Below are 18825 nucleotides of genomic sequence, written 5' to 3'. Positions count from 1 at the left end.
TATATCCTCCCTTTCAGGTTTATGCGTTCTTTTCAACAGGCTGAGCTTCTTCTTTTTTCTTTCTGCCTGTAAATCTCACTGCGCCAAGGTAAACGATAAGCGAGCCGAAACCAACGGCTGTTATTACCTTGCCCCAGAAAAGTCCCTTTGTTTCGTAGGTGAACTGGATGTCGTTTGATCCCGCAGGACAAAGAACAGCCATAAAGCCGTAATCCACCTTTTCTATTTCCACGTCCTGACCATTCACCTTTGCACTCCAGCCGTCATCATATGGAACTGAGAAAAACACAAGGTTATCCTTGTCAAGGTCGATCTTGGCGTTGAAGCCGTAAGAATCATAACTGAATGATGAACAACTGTTTGCACGTCTGTCAAGGCAGTTCTGATAATACTGATCTGTTGAGTAGTCAGTACCCTTAAAGCTGTAGTAGCTGAGAATATTATTGTATTTCGCAGCCTGCTCAGGGGTAAGCACAAGGGCTTTCATGAGCATTGATGTCTTGTCTACCTCTGAAGCCTTCTGAATGTCGCTGTCAAGGCAGTAGTAATCATATGTGAAGCCCATTGGTACATAATATTTGTTTTCGTAAATGTTGAAACCGTTCTGAGTATCAACATATTCAAAGCCGTAGAGATTTGCAAGAGTTTCAGGCTTCGATACCTCTGTGATACCTTTTCTCTCACTTTCAGTAAGTTCATTGAAATAGTATTTTACAGAAAACAGGCTTCTTAGCGGATAGACCTTAGTTTCCATTCTTGATGCAACATCTCTCGTTTGTCCGATAGAGCTGTAGAAATCCATGATAGATGTTGAAACAACGCTGTGGAAGCATCTCATTGATGAAAGCTTCCAGAACATACACCAGTTGTCAACATTTTCTGAGGTATCTATTCTGTAGAAATTGTTGTCAGCATTGAAGTTCTCTGATCCAGACTCCAGCTTATCCATGTTGATGCTGTCGCCACCGTTTATTGCTCTGTTGATATAGTCGGTGTTGTCAGTACCCTGGGTTACGCCGTATACGATAGAAGAAGTCATGCAGATGACCACCGCAACCGCCGTCATTGCAGAAGCGATCTTCATGTAGTCGAGCTTCTTCTCTGCGACCACATAAATAAGCACGCCCAACATTATTATCATTACTATGGTAACTATAGCCTGAATGTAGTAAAGCTCGATATATTCAGGGACTTTGCCATAGGATACAACGCCGTTTTCGTTTGTCGGAAGCAGACCGATGCCAATAAATATCGCACATACTACACAAACAGGCACAAATCCTTTTTTCAGATCGTCCTTGTTTTCTGCGATGACCTTTGCTGTCATAAGGCACATAAGCAGTATAGGCATATAATACCATCTTGCATAATATGACGCATTGAAAAGGACGAAAGAGGAGTTCAATATAGGCACGCAAGCCATTATGCCGAACACGATAATAGCCTTTGTAAGCCAACTGTCTTTGCCTTTCTTTCTCGTTCTCATAAACGCTATAACGCCTGCCATTGAGAACATAGGCAGATAGCCTGCCATTGAAGCCCATCTTGCCTTGTCTGAGTTAAGGATATTTATTCTTGCAGGCATATCGGAAAGCATAAAGAACGATTGGATAATTCTTGGTATTCTTACATTTTCACCGTATATAACAAGGTCAAGTCCATAAAGTCTTTCGTTTACACGGTAGTTGCCCATTACGCTCAGCGCTGACGGCAGGAAGATAACAGCGGATATCATCACACCGATAACAGCCTCAAGAATAAGCAGACCGAACTTCTTCATGTCAATTTCAAAGTCCTTGTCAAGGCACCTCAGGAAGAAGTAGATAACAATGAATACGACTTCGCAGGCAAAGAAGAAATAGCTTATGGTCGCACATATAGCTACCGCTACCGCAAACGGACCCTTCTTGTTCTTTTGAACCAACAGTTCAAATCCTAAAAGCATGAGAGGGAAGAACGCAGTTGCGTCGTGGAAGTGGTTGAAGAAAACGTTGTAGGTCTGGAAGCCTGAGAAAGCGTAAAGCAGACCGCCTATAAAGCAAGCGCTTGTGTTGTCAACAAAAAATCTGATATAAGCGTAGGCTGTTATTGCGGCGATAGCCGTTTTCAGCGCAAGGAGCCATGGTATCAGATAAGGCACTGCACCTGACGGGAAAAGTGTAGTGAGCCAGAAAAATGGCGAGCCAAGGAGATAGAAAGCATATGAGCCAACAAAGCTCGAGCCTAAGTCCGTTCCCCAGTCCCAGCCCATGTTTCCGCTGCGAACAGCGTCATGACAGTGCTGATAGAACATCATCTGCTGTGAGTTGAAGTCGCCATAGTAGAGAAAGATGCCCTTGTTCACTATCATTGACGGTATGAACGAGATCATCATGCCGATAAAAGCCACCGCAAACAGCAGCAGATACTTTTCTTTTGGCTTGCTGTCAGGGCTTTTTAGAAGTCCGTTTTTCTTAAACATTGTCTTGTCCTCTTTTTCTTTACTGATAATATATTGGTAAAAAACCATACACAATTCATTATAACACAGCTACATATAAAAATCAACATTTTAAACAGTCTTTAGAACGATTTTGAATAAAAAAGCTCATATGCAATAAGCACATGAGCCAGTCTGTTGCAAAAATGTCAAATCAACGGACGAACACTGTTCGCCCCTATATACAAACAACGTGAATACGCAAAAGCATATGAGCATAGTTACAATATTATTTATTCCCTTTTCTCTGAACAATAAAGATACCCGAGCATACAAGGATAAGTGCGGCTATCCCCTGAACGCCAAAAATGCCTTTTTCATCAAGCAGGATAGTTGAAAGCAGCACTCCGCACACAGGGTTCATAAAGCCGAAAATCGCCACCTTTGAAACAGGGTTGTGCTTCAAAAGCACTGCCCACAGCGAATATGCCGCCGCTGATACAAAGGCAAGATACAAAAGCATCAAAAAAGCCTTTGCACTCATGTGACCAAGCCTGCCACCCATTAAAAAGCCTATGACAGTGAGAACTGCTCCACCGAAAACGAACTGCCAGCCGCTAAGCATAACAGGGTCTTCTGTTTCGGAATAGCGCTTCATATACACCGATGAAAAAGCATATGCACAGGTGCAAAGAAAAATAAATCCGTCCCCGAGAAAATTGAAGCTCACCCCCGAAAGTCCCCCGAGATTTATAACAATGATACCCGAAAATCCAAGTATACAGCCTGCTATTTTCACAGCGGTGAGCTTTTCAAGCTTGTATAAAAGCGATGACACAAGTATCGCAATAAAAACGTTCGCCCCAACTATTATCGCTGCCTTTACCCCCGTTGTGTGGGCAAGACCTATGTAGTAGAAAAAATACTGCAAAATTGTCTGAAAAAGGCTTATTATCATGATCTTTGGTATGGAAGTCTTTGTTGGCAGGAGAATTTTTCTCTCCGCTCCGCTTCCCATGGCAAGAGCCATTAGCCCTGCCACAAAAAATCTTATGCCCCCAAACACAAGCTGCGAACCGCTGTCATTGGTGGTTATGTTCATAAGGCTGTAGCCTATTTTCACACAGGAAAATGCACTTCCCCACAGCATACAGCATATGGACGCAAGAACAGCCACTACCCATGTTTTTGTTAGAATATCTTTTTTCTCGTTCATATATTATCCTATCTATCGTATTTTCACAGAAAGACCGCAGCGGCGTAAAATGCCGTTGCGGTCGGGGTATCACTTCTTGTCCTTTTTTGCTTTCTTTTCTTTTTTACGTTTCTTCTTGTTTTCCTTTATTATCTTGAGAGGGTCGCCGAAACGCTCCTTATCGTCCTTAACAGGCTCGATAGTTTCACTCTTTGTCATAATATCGGTCATCTGCTGCAAAAGCATGGATTCTTCAAACATATCCACAGCCTCTTCACAGGTGTCAGCCTTGCCGTCAACAAGAAACTGTTTTATCTGCTGAACGTTTTTCATATAGTCAAGTGACATGAAAGGCACTCTCTTTTCAAGAGCCTTGTAGTAATCATCTCTCTGACGTTCTACCTGCTTTATTCTGTCATCAAGCATTATTATCTGTTCGTTTATGCCCTCGTTCACTTCAACCTGCTTCTGTTCAGCAGCAGTAAGTCTGTATTTGTTGAGAGCGATACCGAAAACGCCTGCACCGATAAAAATAAGTGCACCTGCAATAATGCCCACTATAATAAGCTTTGTGCCAAGGAGCAGCCACAGCAGCAGAAAAGCCACCAATCCAATGCCGATGCTTATGCCTAAAGACTTAATTATTTTATTTTTTATATTGAAGTTTTTAACAACATAATCGTTGTCATGGATATAAGTTTTGAGGTATTCTTTATTTTCCTTGCTGACCGTTACAGCGTCCTCAAACTCAAAATATCTTTCAAAGTATTCGGCAGCACGGTCAATTTTTTCAAGTTCGGTTTCGTTAGCCATATATACTCCCTCAGATCACGAAAAAATTTCTAAAAGAAGAACCTTTTAGTCTTTTGCGTGGTGCGTGATAGTGAACACTGCACAAATAACACGCTATATTTCCCACCATATTACTACAATTATAACACACAGTACGTCTTTTGTCAACCATATTCAACTTGAATTTTGTAAAATGAAATCCCATGTATCTTACGCTGTTTTACTCTGTAAAATGCCAATATGGGAACAAAAAAAGAGGACGAACACAGTCCGTCCTCCGATATGCTTAAGTATCTTACTCTGCTGTTTCGTTGTTTGTAACAGCAATGTCAGGAGCTTCGCCATTTTCAGCAGCTTCTCTAGCTGCCTTTCTCTCCTTTGCTACCTTTATGAGAGTTTGCTTGATAGATTCCAGCATTTCCTGAGTGAAAGGAAGGTTCTCGCCAAATGGGTTTACAACAAAGCCCTGTACCTTTGGCGTCTGCTCAGTGAGAGCAGCTATATCCTGAAATCTCATTGCAAAGCTCTGGAATGGCTTGTCATACTGGAGCTTCTGAGCTTCCTCTGGGGAAGTGAAAACAGGGAAAAATGTGCCGTTTGTTTTGTTGTTGTTGAGAAGAATGAACTTAGCCTTGCTCTTGTCCTCAAAATTAACATGATTTTCAGCGTCTGCAACAAGCTCTGTTGTCTTTTCTACCATTGCAGGCACGAGAAATGTGCAGGCAAGCGCTGTGTTTATTACCTTGTTTTGAGTTTCGGCACAGAAATTCTTTCTCATTTCTGCGATAGCTTCTATAAGCTTAGGGTTGTTGTCGAAATTTGGTTTCTGATTGTTAGCCTTGAGTTCTGCCATTTTTAATTACTCCTTGTCTGTTTCTTCAAGATTTGTTTCGATTATAAATTTAGGTCTAGCCTTTGTTTCCAAATAGATCTTGCCTATATACTCTCCGATAATGCCTATAGCCAAAAGCTGAAGTCCGCCTATCGCCCATATAGACGTGATAGTTGAAGCCCAGCCCTGAACAGTGTGTCCCACTGCCCATGTTATAAGGAAATATATAAGCATTATAAGTGATACTAAAAATACTATTATACCGATAGTGGTGATAAATCTTATAGGCTTTACAGAAAGTGAGGTTATTCCCTCAACTGCAAAGGAAAGCATTTTTTTCAGCGGATATTTAGATTCGCCCGCCACACGCTCGTTTCTTACATACTTAACGATGTCGCTCTTGAAGCCAACCATAGGCACAAGACCTCTCAGAAACAGATTTACTTCCTTAAACTCTGCCAGAGCGTCTATAGCCCTTTTGCTCATAAGTCTGTAATCAGCGTGATTATATGTTATCTCAACGCCCATATGCTCCAAAAGCTTGTAATATGCCTGAGCAGTTCCACGCTTGAAAGCGGTATCCTTTTCTCTCGATGAACGAACGCCGTAAACAATATCACAGCCCTCTGCCCTCTTATCGAGGAAGCCGTCAATAGCGTTTATATCGTCCTGCAAGTCAGCGTCCATGGAAACAACGATATCAGCATAGTTTCTCGCCGTCATAAGACCAGCCAGCAGTGCGTTCTGATGACCTTTGTTTCTTGAGAGCTTAAGACCCGTGAAAACAGGGCTTGCTTCGTGGAACTTCTGTATTATCTCCCACGTTTTGTCCTTTGAGCCGTCGTCAACGAACATGACCTTGCTGTTCTGTGCGATACGACCTTCTGCCTTCAGCTCGTCGAGCTTTTTTATAAGCGCTTTCGCTGTGATAGGCAACATTTGTTCCTCATTGTAGCATGGTATCACTACATACATAGTTTCTGTCATTTTGTTCTCTTATCCTTTCTCATATTCGATCCCGAACAGGTGGCAGGCGTTTCTATTTGTAATGTCAAGCACTTCCTGCGGATCGAGTCTTTTTATCTCAGCCACGACCTTTGCCACTTCTTCTATCATAGGGCTTTCGCACCTCTGTCCTCTGTAAGGAGGGGGTGCCATGTAAGGGCAGTCCGTTTCAAGAAGAAGTCTGTCCATTGGGACAACTTCAAGAGCACGTCTGGCTTTTTTAGCATTTTTAAAAGCAAGCGCACCTGTAAACCCGATGTACATACCAAGCCCAAGCACTATCTCTGCGGTCTCCGCCGAGCCTGAAAAGCAGTGAACTACACCTGACGGCGCATATTTGTTCAGCACGTCAAGGCAGTCCTGAGTGGCTTCACGGCAGTGAACTATAACAGGCAGACTTTTCTTCACAGCATATTCCACCTGCTTGTCAAAAAGCTTTATCTGTCTTTCTTTGTCATATCCCTCATAATGATAGTCAAGCCCTATCTCACCAACAGCAACAAGCTTGTGAGTAGAGCAGGCTTTCAAATAAAGCTCGTCAAGCACCTGCATATAATTTTCAGGAAGAGTATCCATACACTCAGGGTGAAAGCCCACAGAGGTATAGAAATTCTCATATTTTTTTGCAGTTTCGATGCCGAACAAAGATGATCTTTCGTCCGTTGCGGCGTGGCAGACCTTGTCTACAGGAGAGTCAGGGTCGCAAAGAAGCCTGTCAAGGACTTCGTATCTGTCCTCATCGAAAGCGTGATCGTCATAGTGACAATGTGAGTCAAATATATTTTTTATGGCAAGGACGTCCTTTCGTAAAAATATACAAACATATTATATCACAACTCGCCAATTTTGTAAAGCTTTTTATTGTAAAAACGGGCATAAAAAACGGGCGAACAAACCGTTCGCCCGCAAAGATCTTTATTTTACTAGAAAGCTATCTTCTTTTCGATATAAGCTACCAGCTCGTCGATCTTGATACGCTCCTGCTCCATTGTATCTCTGTCTCTAACTGTTACACAGCCGTCCTCAACAGAATCAAAGTCATATGTGATGCAGAATGGTGTACCGATCTCGTCCTGACGGCGATATCTCTTACCGATAGAGCCAGCCTCGTCATAGTCAACAAGGAAGTGCTTTGAAAGCTCTGCATAAAGCTCGCCTGCCTGCTCGCTGAGCTTCTTGGAAAGCGGAAGAACGCAAGCCTTGAAAGGAGCAAGTGCAGGGTGGAAACGCATAACTGTTCTAACGTCAGGCTTCTCTTCTGTGCCGATGTTTTCCTCGTCGTATGCTTCGCAAACAACTGTCAGGAACAATCTCTCAACGCCAAGGGAAGGCTCGATAACGTATGGAACATATCTCTCGTTTGTTTCAGGGTCAAAGTAATCAAGGCTCTTGCCGCTTGTCTTGATGTGCTGATTAAGGTCATAATCAGTTCTGTCGGCAACGCCCCAAAGCTCGCCCCAGCCAAATGGGAAGAGATATTCAAAGTCAGTTGTAGCCTTTGAATAGAAGCAAAGCTCCTCAGGTGAATGATCTCTCAGGCGGAGGTTCTCTTCCTTGATGTTAAGGCTAAGGAGCCAATCCTTGCAGAAGCCTCTCCAGTAGTTGAACCACTCAAGGTCTGTGCCAGGCTTGCAGAAGAACTCAAGCTCCATCTGCTCAAACTCACGAACACGGAAAATAAAGTTACCCGGAGTGATCTCGTTTCTGAATGACTTACCTACCTGTGCAACACCGAAAGGTACTTTCTTTCTTGTTGTTCTCTGGATATTTGCAAAGTTTACAAAGATGCCCTGTGCAGTTTCAGGACGCAGATAAAGCTCAGACTTTGAGTCCTCAGTTACACCCTGAAATGTCTTGAACATAAGGTTGAACTGACGGATATCAGTGAAGTTGTGGCTTCCGCAATCCGGGCATGGGATCTGCTTTTCCTTGATGTAGTCCATCATCTGCTCGTTTGTCCAGCCTGCAACGTTAGTGCCGTCGAAATCTTCGATAAGGTTGTCCGCTCTGTGACGTGTCTTACAGTCCTTGCAGTCCATAAGAGGGTCAGAGAAACCGCCGATGTGACCTGAAGCCACCCAAGTCTGCGGATTCATAAGGATAGCGGAGTCAAGACCAACGTTGTACTTGTTCTCCTGAATGAACTTCTTTCTCCAAGCGTTCTTGATGTTTGTTTTCAGCTCAACGCCAAGCGGACCGTAGTCCCAAGTGTTTGCAAGACCACCGTAGATCTCGCTTCCAGGGTATACAAAGCCTCTGTTTTTACAGAGAGCCACGATCTTATCCATGGTTTTTTCAGAATTATTCATGAAACATTCTCCTTATACAAAATATAATACTACCATTATATTTTATAGCAAAATTCCGCAAATGTCAAGGCGTTTCAGCGATTTATTACTTTGTGTAGTTATATGCCTTTTTATCGTTGCAAAAAATCACGCATTGTGCTATAATAAAATAGTATCGCTATGATTATTTATGTATTGGAACATATTAGGAGAATTTTACTTGATGAACAGCTTTTTTATCGGAAACGTTGAAATAGAAAAGACCGCCGCATTAGCACCCATGGCGTCGGTGGCAGATAAATCATATCGCCTTATGTGCAAAGAGTATGGGGCTTCATATCTTGTGAGCGAAATGATATCCTCGAAGGGTCTGTGCTTTGGCGACAAAAAGACTGCACGTCTTTGCGAGATTGAGAAAGAGGAACGCCCCTATGCCTTGCAGCTTTTTGGGGAAGACCCTTATTATATGGGAAAAGCGGCTTATAAGCTCAACGAATATTCCCCTGATATCATTGATATAAACATGGGCTGTCCTGTGCCTAAGATAGTAGGCAATGGCAGCGGCTCTGCACTTATGAAGCTTCCTGACACTGCGGCAGAGATATGCAGAGAGGTGGTAAAAAACGCAAACTGCCCTGTTACAGTGAAATTTCGTGCAGGCTGGGACGAAAACAGCATAAATGCAGTGGAGTTCGCAAAGCTCATGGAGCAGGCAGGGGCAAGCGCCGTCACCTGTCACGGCAGAACAAGAACGCAGTTTTATTCAGGCAAAGCCGATTGGGATATAATAAAGCAGGTAAAAGGGGCTGTGAAGATACCCGTTATAGGCAACGGTGACGTTGTTGACGGAGAAAGCGCAAAGGCAATGTATGAGCAGACTGGCTGTGACCTTGTGATGATAGGCAGAGGAAGCTACGGCAGACCATGGGTTTTCCGTGACGTGAAGCATTATCTTGAAACAGGGGAAAAGCTTCCTGAGGTGAGCATAGAAGAAAAAATGGCAGTGATGAAAAAGCACTGCGAGCTTATATGCAAATACAAGGGCGAACGTCAGGGCATGAAAGAAGCCAGAAAAAACTGCGCATGGTATGTTAAAGGGCTGAAAGGCTCTGCAAGGCTAAGAGCGCAGTGCGGTGGGCTTAATACCATTTCTGACCTTTATGAGATGATAGACCACATACTTGCAAACGAGTTAGGAGAATAAACAATGGGAATTTTATCCGTAGTAGGAACGCCTATAGGCAACCTTGGAGATATGACATACCGTGCAGTTGAGACCCTAGAAAAGGCTGATTTTATCTGTGCAGAGGACACAAGAGTTACCGCAAAGCTTCTCAATTATTTTGACATAAAAACGCCACTTGTGAGCTATCACGAACACAATGCAAAGCAGGTGGGCGAGAGCATTTTGAACAGGATAATGGCAGGCGAGAACGCCGCTATCGTCACAGACGCCGGTATGCCCTGCATTTCAGACCCTGGTGAGCTGCTTGTAAAGCTGTGCGCTGAAAACGGTGTGAAAGTGGAGGTAGTGCCAGGTCCGTCAGCGGTGGTATCAGCACTTGCCATAAGCGGACTTGACACTGCAAGATTTCAGTTCGAGGGCTTTTTGTCAACCACCAAGAAGCAAAGATTAAATCATCTTGCCTCGGTGAAAAACTGCACCAATACCCTCATTTTCTATGAAGCGCCCCACAAGCTCATCTACACCTTGAAAGATATGCTGGAATATTTCGGCGACAGAAAAATATCTCTTTGCAGGGAGCTTACAAAGATACACGAAGAAGTTTTCCGCACCACCCTTTCGCAGGCTGTGGAGTATTATGAAGCCAACAAGCCAAAGGGCGAGTTTGTGCTTGTTATCGAGGGCGCAAAAGAGGACGAGCTTTGCCCTGCGGAGAATATAGAGGAAGCGCTTGAACAAGTAAAAGCCCTTGTGGAAAAGGGTATGCGTGGAGCAGACGCCTGCCGTGAGATAGCAAAGGCAACTGGATTTTCTAAGGGGGAGCTTTACGGACGCCTGTTTAAATGAGGAGTGAGGAGTGAGGAATTAAGGTATCGCCTGCGGCGATGTTTATTTCCTGTTTTTTCTCATTTGTATTATATATCAATTTAGATTTTTTTGAGGTGATTTTATGAGCATAAAAGAATACATAGGCGGACAGTGTGCTGACCCAGAGGGATTGGGCGGTATAGCCTGTGCAAAATTCATGAATTTTTTCAATGCAGAGCACTACAGAGCGGTGAAAAAATTTGTCTGCAAGCTTGACGGTGCAAGGATATTGGATATAGGCTTTGGAAACGGCGTGACTATCAAAAAGCTTAGCAAGAATATAAACGCTAAGTTCTATGGCGTTGACATTTCTGCGGATATGGTGGAAAAAGCCAAGCGAAAAAACCGTGACGGAGTGAATACCAACAAGGTGATCTTACAGCAGGGAAAAGCTGAGGAGCTTCCTTATAATGATGATTTTTTTGACACTGTTTACACTGTGAACACCATTTATTTCTGGGAGGACACCGCAAAAGTTCTTGACGAGGTAAGGCGAGTTCTCAAAGACGGCGGCAATTTTATCTGCACATTCTATACAAAGGGCTACCTTGATAAGCTCCCGTACTGCGACACAGGTTTTGGCAAGTTCACTCCTCAGCAGGTGCGTTCAATGGCTAGAGAGCGTGGCTTCCATGATGTAAAAGTCAAAATTCTGAGCGACTGCAAAGCGTATTGCCTTGTTGGCACGAAAATAGAGGGCGAATAAGGTGGCAGATGTGACCATTGTGCCTCTTTCAGAGGAAAACGTACAGCTTTTTTCACAAACTGCGGCGAAAATTCTGCCCGAAGCTTGGAGTTTTGAAACCTACAAAAAACAGCTTTCAAACCCTGACGATATATCGTTTCTTGCCATTTGTAATGGCGAAGCCGCAGGCTTTATAAGTGTGTGGTGCGTCTGCGGAGAAGCTGAGATAAACAATATAGGCGTGTTGGAAAAGTTTCGCAGAATGGGCATTGCAAAAGCCCTTTTTGACAGCGCATACAATGCCGCAAAGGCTGAAAAATGGTATCTTGAAGTGCGGGAATCAAACCTTGTGGCTATAAGCTTTTACGAAAAATTGGGCTTTGAGAGGGTAGGCATGAGAAAAAATTTCTACACCGCCCCCACGGAAAATGCTGTTTTAATGGCACTTCAACCCACTGAAAATGGAGAAATAAATGACATATAACGATTTTACATTTGAGTCCTTGGGCGAGGGCATTGAGATATGTATATCTGACGAACACCGTTTTGGTACTGATGCTTTTCTGCTTGCGGATTTTTCAGCAGGACGGCACAAGGATATCTGCGCAGACCTTTGCACAGGAAGCGGCATAATAGCGCTTCTTTTGCACAAATTTTACAAGCCACAGAAGATATATGCTGTTGAGATACAGGAAAAGGCTCACGAACAGCTTAAAGTATCTCTTGAGAGGTCGAAAATAGACACTATCCAGCCTGTTTTGGGCGACTTGAATGATTGGCGAAGCGAAAAAGAGCTTGACCTTATAACCTGCAATCCGCCCTACAAGATAAACAACACAGGTGCGAAGAATGACAGCGAAGCGGTTTCTATCGCACGGCATGAAATGCTCTGCACTATTGATGACGTGTGCAGATGTGCAAAGAAAAATCTGAAATTCGGTGGCAGGCTTTGCATATGCAACCGCCCCGAGCGCCTATGCGATATAATGACGGCAATGAGAGCCAGCGGCATCGAGCCGAAGCGTTTGCGGACAGTTCACAAAAACCCGGAGTGTCCCCCATGGCTTATTCTCGTTGAGGGCAAAAAGGGCGGAAAGCCTTTTGTACAGATAGAAAAGCCTCTGTATGTGCGTTCCGCAGACGGGGGAAACTCGGCTGAAATGAAGAGGATATACGGACTTCCTTGAATAGTGAGGAATGAGGAGTGAGGAATGAGGAATTAAGGTATCGCCTGCGGCGATGATTATTTTTTCGTAGGGGCGAACACTGTTCGCCCGCTTGCTCCAATTTGTCTGCTTATTAAATGTATATGATATGCTTATATTTACGAAATAAAAAGAGGGTAATAAAATGAAGATTTTAGGAATAGAAAGCTCCTGCGATGAAACAGCCTGCTCTGTTGTTGAAGACGGAAAAACGGTGCTTTCAAATATAGTTGCAAGTCAGATAGACGAACACAGGCTTTATGGTGGAGTTGTGCCTGAGATAGCCTCACGCCGCCATGCGGAGAACATAACATGGGTAACAAAAGCCGCTCTTGAAGAAGCAAACTGCACAATGGACGATATCAACGCTGTTGCAGTGACCTATGCCCCCGGTCTTATCGGCGCACTTCTCGTGGGAGTGAGCTTTGCAAAAGGTCTTGCCATGAGTGCAGGCAAGCCTCTTGTGCCTGTTCACCATATCGCAGGACACATTGCCGCAAATTATATCTCCCACCCTGAGCTTAAACCGCCTTATCTTTGCTTGGTCGTGTCAGGAGGACATTCACATATTGTAGAGGTGCTTGATTATTCAAGATATCATGTTATAGGCAGAACAAGAGATGATGCCGCAGGCGAGTGCTTTGACAAGGTAGCGAGAACATTGGGCTTTGAGTATCCTGGTGGAAAGTTTATCGACAATGCCGCAAAGTCAGGTGATCCTAATGCCTATAAGCTCCCTCACCCAAAGGTGCAGGGCAGTGAATATGACTTCTCTTTCAGCGGACTAAAAACTGCCGTTATAAACCTTGTGCATAATGCCGCACAAAAGGGCGAAACTGTCAATGTGAACGATATGGCGGCATCGTTCCAGAATACCATATCCGATATTCTTGTAGACAAAGCGATGCTTGCCGCAAAAGATCTTGGGTATACTACCATAGGGCTTGCAGGCGGCGTTTCGGCAAACTCAGGGGTAAGAGAGAAGCTGCAGAAAGCCTGTGACAAGCGTGGCTATAAGCTTTATATGCCTGAGTTCAAATACTGCGGCGATAACGGTGCAATGATAGCCTGTCAGGGATATTTTGATTATCTGGCAGGCAGGCGTGCAGACGAAAGTCTTAACGGCATTGCAACGCTGTCGCTGGATAAGATTTCGGAATAATCTTATGGATAAACCCGTAAGGAAAATCATAAGACTTGACAATTATGATTATTCAAAAAATGGACTATACTTCATCACCATATGTACTATTGATAAAAACGAGTTGTTGTGGGCAACAGATGTAGGGGACGGCGCCCCCGACGTCCCGTTATGTTGCGCACACGCTGTCGGAAAGGTCTATCTTTCAAGCTTTGGTAAAATTATCAGAGATAATATCCACAGAGCAAACAGCGTCTATGATGACAAAAAGATATTGCAATATGTCATAATGCCAAACCATATCCATTTTATACTGAAAATCGGTGTGGGAGTCAGCGGGACGTCGAGGGCGCCGTCCCCTACAAACGAGATAGTTCCGCAGTATGTGTCAATGTTGAAAAGATTTATAAATAAGGATATTGGATTTAATATTTTTCAGCGTTCATATTATGACCGCATCATCAGAAATGAAAAAGAATATATAGCAATTTCAAAATACATACACAATAACCCTATCAAGTGGGACGTTGACGAGTATAATCCAAGAAATGAGAACAATAAAGCGGAGGTGCTTGGACTAGAATGAAACTACTAGCCATAGACGGAAACAGCATAATGAACAGAGCTTTTTACGGAATAAAGCTGCTGTCAAATTCAAAGGGACAGTTCACGAATGCCCTTACGGGGTTTATGAATATTTACCTCAAGGAGATAGGCGAGGTAAAGCCTGACTGCGTGGCAGTGGCTTTCGACCTTAAAGCTCCTACTTTCAGACACAAGGCAAATGCCGCATACAAAGCCAACCGAAAGGGTATGCCTGAGGAGCTTGCTCAGCAGATGCCTGTGATAAAAGAGCTTTTGGGCGACCTTGGTATAAAAATAGTACAGTGCGAGGGCTATGAAGCAGACGATATTCTCGGTACGCTCTCAAAAGCCGCCGCAGATTCAGGCAACGAGTGCTATATCCTCACCGGTGACAGGGACAGCTTTCAGCTCGTTTCCGATCGTGTGACAGTACGTCTTGCCACCACAAAGGAAACAAAGATATATACCCCTGACAGGATAATGGAAGAATACGGTGTTACCCCTCGCCAGATGATCGAGGTAAAGGCTCTTATGGGCGATACCTCAGACAATATCTCAGGTGTAAAAGGCATTGGCGAAAAGACCGCACTTTCCCTTATCAAGCAGGAGGGCGATGTCAAGACCCTTTATGAACACCTCACAGATATCAAGCTTACCCCGTCTGTGCGCACAAAGCTTGAAAATGGTCATCAGGACGCTATAGACAGCCGCTTCCTTGCGGAAATATGTCTTGAAGCCCCTGTTGAGAAAGCTACAGAGTTTTATAAGCTGGGCGAGGTCGATACCGAGAAAACAAAGGCTCTCCTTGCCGACCTTGAAATGATGCGCCTTATAGACAGATTGGGTCTTAGCGGAAAAGCTGTGGAAAGCGCTGACAGCGCAGTGCAGGAAAGCAAGCTAAAGCTTTCCGACCTGCCTAAGTTTGAGGTCAAGCCACTTGATGAGAGCGTTATATCTGTTCTCGGCAAGGACAAAACAGCATATTTTATCTTTGCCGACAATAAGCTTTCTATCCTCTGTAACGATGTTATCTACACCACCGAGGACAATGCACTTATCACAGCTTTCATGGGAACAGCCTGTGAAAAAATAACCTTTGAGGGCAAAACTGCCCATAAGTTTGCGTTCTCAAATGGCACTCACCTTGAAAACCTAACTTTCTGCTGTGACCTTGCAGGATATCTTCTCAATTCACAGTCAAGCGAGTATACAGCGGAAAATCTTTGTCTTTCATATAAGTGCCTTTACCGCTCTGATATGGGGGAATATGCAGACCTTTCAAGTCTGCCTGCTCTTAGTGGAAATCTGAAAAAACAGCTTGAAATGACAGAAATGACAAAGCTTTTTGACGATATCGAAATGCCACTTTGCGAAGTGCTTGCTTCAATGGAGTTTTACGGTGTAAAGGCTGACGCAGAGGGCATAAAGGCTTTCGGTGAGGACTTGAAAATAAAGATAGACGAGCTTACCTCGCAGATATATATGTATGCAGGCAAGGAGTTCAATATAGCTTCCACAAAACAGCTTGGGGAGGTGCTTTTCGAGGACTTAGGTCTGCCTGCAAAGAAGAAAACAAAGTCGGGCTATTCTACTAATGCGGACGTTCTTGAAAGCCTTATGGACAAGCACCCTATCGTGCCTCTTATCGTTGAATACCGCACACTCACAAAGCTTAATTCCACTTATGTTGACGGACTTTTGAAGCTTATCCACCCTGACGGCAGAGTTCATTCTGTTTTCAAGCAGACCGAAACAAGAACAGGAAGGATATCCTCCACCGAGCCTAATATGCAGAATATCCCTGTAAGAAAAGAGATAGGCAGGAATATGCGTAAATTCTTTGTTGCCGAGGACGGCTATACTCTTCTTGACGCTGACTACAGCCAGATCGAGCTTAGAGTGCTTGCTTCCGTGTGCGGTGACAAAAATATGCAGGAAGCTTTCTCAGAGGGCAGAGATATCCATACCTCAACGGCGGCACAGGTCTTTGATATCCCCGAGGATTTCCTCACCCCTGAAATGAGAAGTGCGGCAAAGGCTGTAAACTTTGGTATAATCTATGGCATAGGAGCATTTTCTCTGTCGAAAGATATCGGAGTAACGGTAGCAGAGGCGAAAAGATATATAAAGAACTATCTTGACAACTTCCCGAAAGTATCAGAATTTATGGACAAGACAGTTGATGACGGCATAAAAAACGGCTATGTCACCACCCTTTTCGGCAGAAGAAGATATATCCCTGAGCTTTCTGCTTCAAACAAGGTCTTGCAGGCTTTTGGAAAGAGGGCGGCAATGAACGCACCTATCCAGGGTGCGGCGGCTGATATTATCAAGATAGCAATGGTAAGAGTATACAAAAAGCTCAGAGAAGAAGATCTTGACGCAAGGCTTATTTTGCAGGTGCATGACGAGCTTATTATAGAAGCGGCTGAAAAAGACAAGGATAGAGCTGAAAAGATACTCAAAGACGAAATGGAGAACGCTGTAAAGCTTGCTGTGCCAATGACAGTGGACGTAAACAGCGGCAGAAGCTGGTACGAAGCGAAAGACTGATTTTTTTAGTGAGGAATGAGGAGTGAGGAGTGAGGAATTAAGGTATCGCTTGCGGCGATGATCTTGATTTCTATATGTAGGGGCGAACAGCGATCACCCGTTTATCCATATTGCTTATTTTATATGTTTTGCTCTTATTATCTTTGTCACCTTCGTGGTTTGGCTGACAATTTGTTTATGATTGTTGACGACTTTTTGACGGTTGTCGCAATAATACTTGACTTTTGTGAAATTTGTGGTATAATTCTCTATGTAAAAAGTGTGTAAGAAAGATAGATAAAAAGTAGAATAATAGGAATTTGAAAAACGAAAAGGGGCTGGGAAAATGAAAAAATTGCTTTTTGTGTTCAACCCCCATGCTGGCAAGGGACAGATAAAAGATAACCTTTGCGACATTGTGGATATTTTTACAAAGGGCGGCTATGAGGTAGTCACATACCCTACGCAGGCTAAGCTTGACGGCTATAACAAGCTTTGCAAGTGCGGTCAGGATTATGACATGATAGTCACATCAGGCGGTGACGGAACATTGTCTGAGGCTGTCAAGGCAATGATGACATTTGATAAGAAAATACCGCTTGGATATATTCCTGCCGGTTCAACAAATGATTGTGCTCAGTCTTTGAGCATACCGAAAAAAATGCTTGATGCCGCAAGGGAGATAGTTGACGGCGTGTATTTTGATTATGACGTTGGTAAGTTCAACGGTCAGTATTTTGTGTATGTAGCAGGCTTTGGCGCCTTCACTGACGTTTCTTATGAAACCTCACAAACGATGAAAAACAAGTTTGGTCATGCCGCATATGTGGCAGAGGGGATAAAAAGACTGTCAAAGATAACAGGTCAGCAGATGAGAGTGGAGCATGACGGCGAGGTAATAGAAGGAAGCTTTATACTGGGTCTTATCTCAAACACTATCTCAGTGGGCGGAATGAAAAAGCTTATCGCATCAGGCGTATGCTTTGATGACGGACTGTTTGAAGTGGTCTTGGTAAAGACCCCTAAGAACGCTATCGAGCTGAGCAACACCATAAATGAAGCAGTGCTTAATAAGCTCAACGATAAGCATTTTGTGACGTTCAAGACCTCAAGGGTCACATTCACAAGCGTGAATGAAGTTCCTTGGACGCTGGACGGAGAGTCGGGCGGAAAGCATACATATGTTGAGATAGAAAACTGCAAGCAGGCGATAAGATTCAAACTCAAACCCAATGATATAACCGCAGAGCAAACGGCTGTTCAGTGCAGTGCAGGGGATATGATAATGACCGAGGACGGCCACCCTGTTGTCATTGAAGATCAATATGAGATAGAAGATTAAGCTGTTTTGTAGGGGCGGACTTTGTTCGCCCGCCTTTCAATAGATATTTGACAAAATAAAAGGGGGCGGTGATTTTAAACCGCATTGAACACCCGTCTTTCCCTGACACGCTTTCGGGGGTAATTTACCAAAACGGCGCTTTTACGGCGGTGGTGGACGGGCAGTTCAACGAGCCTGTTGCCGCTTCCGCTTACAATGCTGCCCGTGACGCTTTGAACGGCTGGGACCCCACAAATGGCTGTGTTTACTACTACAATCCTGCTAAGACTTCAAACGCTTATATGCACGCTAAGCCTACGGTGACGGTTATTGGAAGCCATAGGTTTTGTATGTGAAAAAAAGACCGCCCTGCAAAAAGGACGGTACTCATATAGAAGTTTTCCAAGAACTATTATGAAAGACCTATACAGCGGGCTATGAAACAGGGGGCTGTAAAAAAAGTTCCCAAGAAAAAAGGCTGCGATCTTGCCAAAAAGCAAGACAGCAGTCTTTTTTTGTGGTATAATTAAAGTATCATGAATAACCAACCACAAGAATATTATACACCATATCAATTAAAATTTCCAGTAGAAATTGAAAAAATAATTGAAACAACTGACCCAGTATATACATTTTGTGAAGTGATGAATCATATTGACCTGAGTAAATACCTGACGACTGAGGACCGCAGGACAGGCCGTCCAAGATATGAAGAAGAAACTTTGCTGAAAGTAATACTGTTTGCATTTATGGAAAACGGATACGAATCATT

16 protein-coding genes and 2 pseudogenes are annotated in these 18825 nt (G+C 43.7%); 11 read left to right on the top strand and 7 right to left on the bottom strand.

The genetic code is table 11. From position 1 onward, the window contains the following. Nucleotides 1–19: 19 nt before the first annotated feature. The 7 genes from KQH97_RS05180 to KQH97_RS05150 form a co-directional block, all read right to left on the bottom strand. Nucleotides 20–2461: a YfhO family protein gene (locus KQH97_RS05180; protein ID WP_216553168.1), complete on the bottom strand. Its 2442-nt coding sequence runs from the start codon at nt 2459–2461 to the stop codon at nt 20–22. Between the two features lie 247 nt (nt 2462–2708). After that, nucleotides 2709–3635, bottom strand: a complete 927-nt coding sequence (locus KQH97_RS05175) for a DMT family transporter (protein WP_117892097.1) — start codon at nt 3633–3635, stop codon at nt 2709–2711. 69 nt (nt 3636–3704) lie between these two features. Then, complete coding sequence (locus tag KQH97_RS05170; RefSeq protein WP_117863662.1) at nt 3705–4427, bottom strand: hypothetical protein; 723 nt, start codon at nt 4425–4427, stop codon at nt 3705–3707. 274 nt (nt 4428–4701) lie between these two features. After that, nucleotides 4702–5259, bottom strand: coding sequence for an SseB family protein (locus KQH97_RS05165; RefSeq protein ID WP_118123783.1), 558 nt, complete (start codon nt 5257–5259; stop codon nt 4702–4704). 6 nt (nt 5260–5265) lie between these two features. After that, a complete protein-coding gene (locus tag KQH97_RS05160; RefSeq protein ID WP_216553165.1) occupies nt 5266–6225 on the bottom strand; it encodes a glycosyltransferase family 2 protein in 960 nt (319 codons plus the stop codon). A 9-nt stretch (nt 6226–6234) separates the two neighbouring features. Next, nucleotides 6235–7023, bottom strand: a complete 789-nt coding sequence (locus KQH97_RS05155; RefSeq protein WP_367614660.1) for a TatD family hydrolase — start codon at nt 7021–7023, stop codon at nt 6235–6237. A 143-nt stretch (nt 7024–7166) separates the two neighbouring features. Then, nucleotides 7167–8552, bottom strand: a complete 1386-nt coding sequence (locus tag KQH97_RS05150; protein WP_046439559.1) for a glycine--tRNA ligase — start codon at nt 8550–8552, stop codon at nt 7167–7169. 202 nt (nt 8553–8754) lie between these two features. Between KQH97_RS05150 and dusB the strand changes: the two genes are divergently transcribed. From dusB to KQH97_RS05095, 11 genes and pseudogenes are all read left to right on the top strand, one after another. Then, a complete protein-coding gene (dusB, locus tag KQH97_RS05145) occupies nt 8755–9735 on the top strand; it encodes a tRNA dihydrouridine synthase DusB (protein ID WP_216553162.1) in 981 nt (326 codons plus the stop codon). A gap of 3 nt (nt 9736–9738) precedes the next feature. Beyond that, a complete protein-coding gene (rsmI, locus tag KQH97_RS05140) occupies nt 9739–10563 on the top strand; it encodes a 16S rRNA (cytidine(1402)-2'-O)-methyltransferase (RefSeq protein WP_216553159.1) in 825 nt (274 codons plus the stop codon). Between the two features lie 103 nt (nt 10564–10666). Next, nucleotides 10667–11290: a class I SAM-dependent methyltransferase gene (locus tag KQH97_RS05135; RefSeq protein WP_117897134.1), complete on the top strand. Its 624-nt coding sequence runs from the start codon at nt 10667–10669 to the stop codon at nt 11288–11290. Nucleotide 11291: 1 nt separating this feature from the next. Continuing rightward, entirely contained in the window at nt 11292–11753 is a 462-nt protein-coding gene (gene rimI, locus KQH97_RS05130) for a ribosomal protein S18-alanine N-acetyltransferase (RefSeq protein WP_367614656.1), read from the top strand. Then, nucleotides 11743–12456 (top strand): tRNA1(Val) (adenine(37)-N6)-methyltransferase, encoded by a 714-nt coding sequence (locus tag KQH97_RS05125; RefSeq protein WP_117927319.1) that lies wholly within the window; start codon nt 11743–11745, stop codon nt 12454–12456. The genes rimI and KQH97_RS05125 overlap by 11 nt, the downstream gene beginning before the upstream one ends. 163 nt (nt 12457–12619) lie before the next feature. After that, complete coding sequence (gene tsaD, locus KQH97_RS05120; protein ID WP_216553156.1) at nt 12620–13636, top strand: tRNA (adenosine(37)-N6)-threonylcarbamoyltransferase complex transferase subunit TsaD; 1017 nt, start codon at nt 12620–12622, stop codon at nt 13634–13636. Between the two features lie 4 nt (nt 13637–13640). Next, entirely contained in the window at nt 13641–14201 is a 561-nt protein-coding gene (locus KQH97_RS05115) for a transposase (RefSeq protein WP_216553154.1), read from the top strand. Then, nucleotides 14198–16753 (top strand): DNA polymerase I, encoded by a 2556-nt coding sequence (gene polA / locus KQH97_RS05110; RefSeq protein ID WP_216553151.1) that lies wholly within the window; start codon nt 14198–14200, stop codon nt 16751–16753. Before KQH97_RS05115 ends, polA begins: the two co-directional genes overlap by 4 nt. Nucleotides 16754–17078: 325 nt before the next feature. Then, nucleotides 17079–18074, top strand: coding sequence for a diacylglycerol kinase family protein (locus tag KQH97_RS05105; RefSeq protein ID WP_216553148.1), 996 nt, complete (start codon nt 17079–17081; stop codon nt 18072–18074). 62 nt (nt 18075–18136) lie between these two features. Further along, a pseudogene (locus tag KQH97_RS05100) lies at nt 18137–18409 on the top strand (cell wall hydrolase); the annotation flags it as partial. Between the two features lie 180 nt (nt 18410–18589). Next, nucleotides 18590–18825, top strand: a pseudogene (locus KQH97_RS05095) (IS1182 family transposase); the annotation flags it as partial.

The organism is Ruminococcus sp. MSJ-25, assembly GCF_018917825.1.
Classification (GTDB): domain Bacteria; phylum Bacillota; class Clostridia; order Oscillospirales; family Ruminococcaceae; genus Hominimerdicola; species Hominimerdicola aceti.
This window is presented reverse-complemented; position numbering and strand designations above follow the sequence as displayed.

What these genes read in the sequence shown, in the direction of transcription:
- KQH97_RS05180 (WP_216553168.1), bottom strand. Translation starts at nt 2,461, where the DNA reads ATGTTTAAGAAAAACGGACTTCTAAAAAGCCCTGACAGCAAGCCAAAA.
- KQH97_RS05175 (WP_117892097.1), bottom strand. Translation starts at nt 3,635, where the DNA reads ATGAACGAGAAAAAAGATATTCTAACAAAAACATGGGTAGTGGCTGTT.
- KQH97_RS05170 (WP_117863662.1), bottom strand. Translation starts at nt 4,427, where the DNA reads ATGGCTAACGAAACCGAACTTGAAAAAATTGACCGTGCTGCCGAATAC.
- KQH97_RS05165 (WP_118123783.1), bottom strand. Translation starts at nt 5,259, where the DNA reads ATGGCAGAACTCAAGGCTAACAATCAGAAACCAAATTTCGACAACAAC.
- KQH97_RS05160 (WP_216553165.1), bottom strand. Translation starts at nt 6,225, where the DNA reads ATGACAGAAACTATGTATGTAGTGATACCATGCTACAATGAGGAACAA.
- KQH97_RS05150 (WP_046439559.1), bottom strand. Translation starts at nt 8,552, where the DNA reads ATGAATAATTCTGAAAAAACCATGGATAAGATCGTGGCTCTCTGTAAA.
- dusB (WP_216553162.1), top strand. Translation starts at nt 8,755, where the DNA reads ATGAACAGCTTTTTTATCGGAAACGTTGAAATAGAAAAGACCGCCGCA.
- rsmI (WP_216553159.1), top strand. Translation starts at nt 9,739, where the DNA reads ATGGGAATTTTATCCGTAGTAGGAACGCCTATAGGCAACCTTGGAGAT.
- KQH97_RS05135 (WP_117897134.1), top strand. Translation starts at nt 10,667, where the DNA reads ATGAGCATAAAAGAATACATAGGCGGACAGTGTGCTGACCCAGAGGGA.
- KQH97_RS05125 (WP_117927319.1), top strand. Translation starts at nt 11,743, where the DNA reads ATGACATATAACGATTTTACATTTGAGTCCTTGGGCGAGGGCATTGAG.
- tsaD (WP_216553156.1), top strand. Translation starts at nt 12,620, where the DNA reads ATGAAGATTTTAGGAATAGAAAGCTCCTGCGATGAAACAGCCTGCTCT.
- KQH97_RS05115 (WP_216553154.1), top strand. Translation starts at nt 13,641, where the DNA reads ATGGATAAACCCGTAAGGAAAATCATAAGACTTGACAATTATGATTAT.
- polA (WP_216553151.1), top strand. Translation starts at nt 14,198, where the DNA reads ATGAAACTACTAGCCATAGACGGAAACAGCATAATGAACAGAGCTTTT.
- KQH97_RS05105 (WP_216553148.1), top strand. Translation starts at nt 17,079, where the DNA reads ATGAAAAAATTGCTTTTTGTGTTCAACCCCCATGCTGGCAAGGGACAG.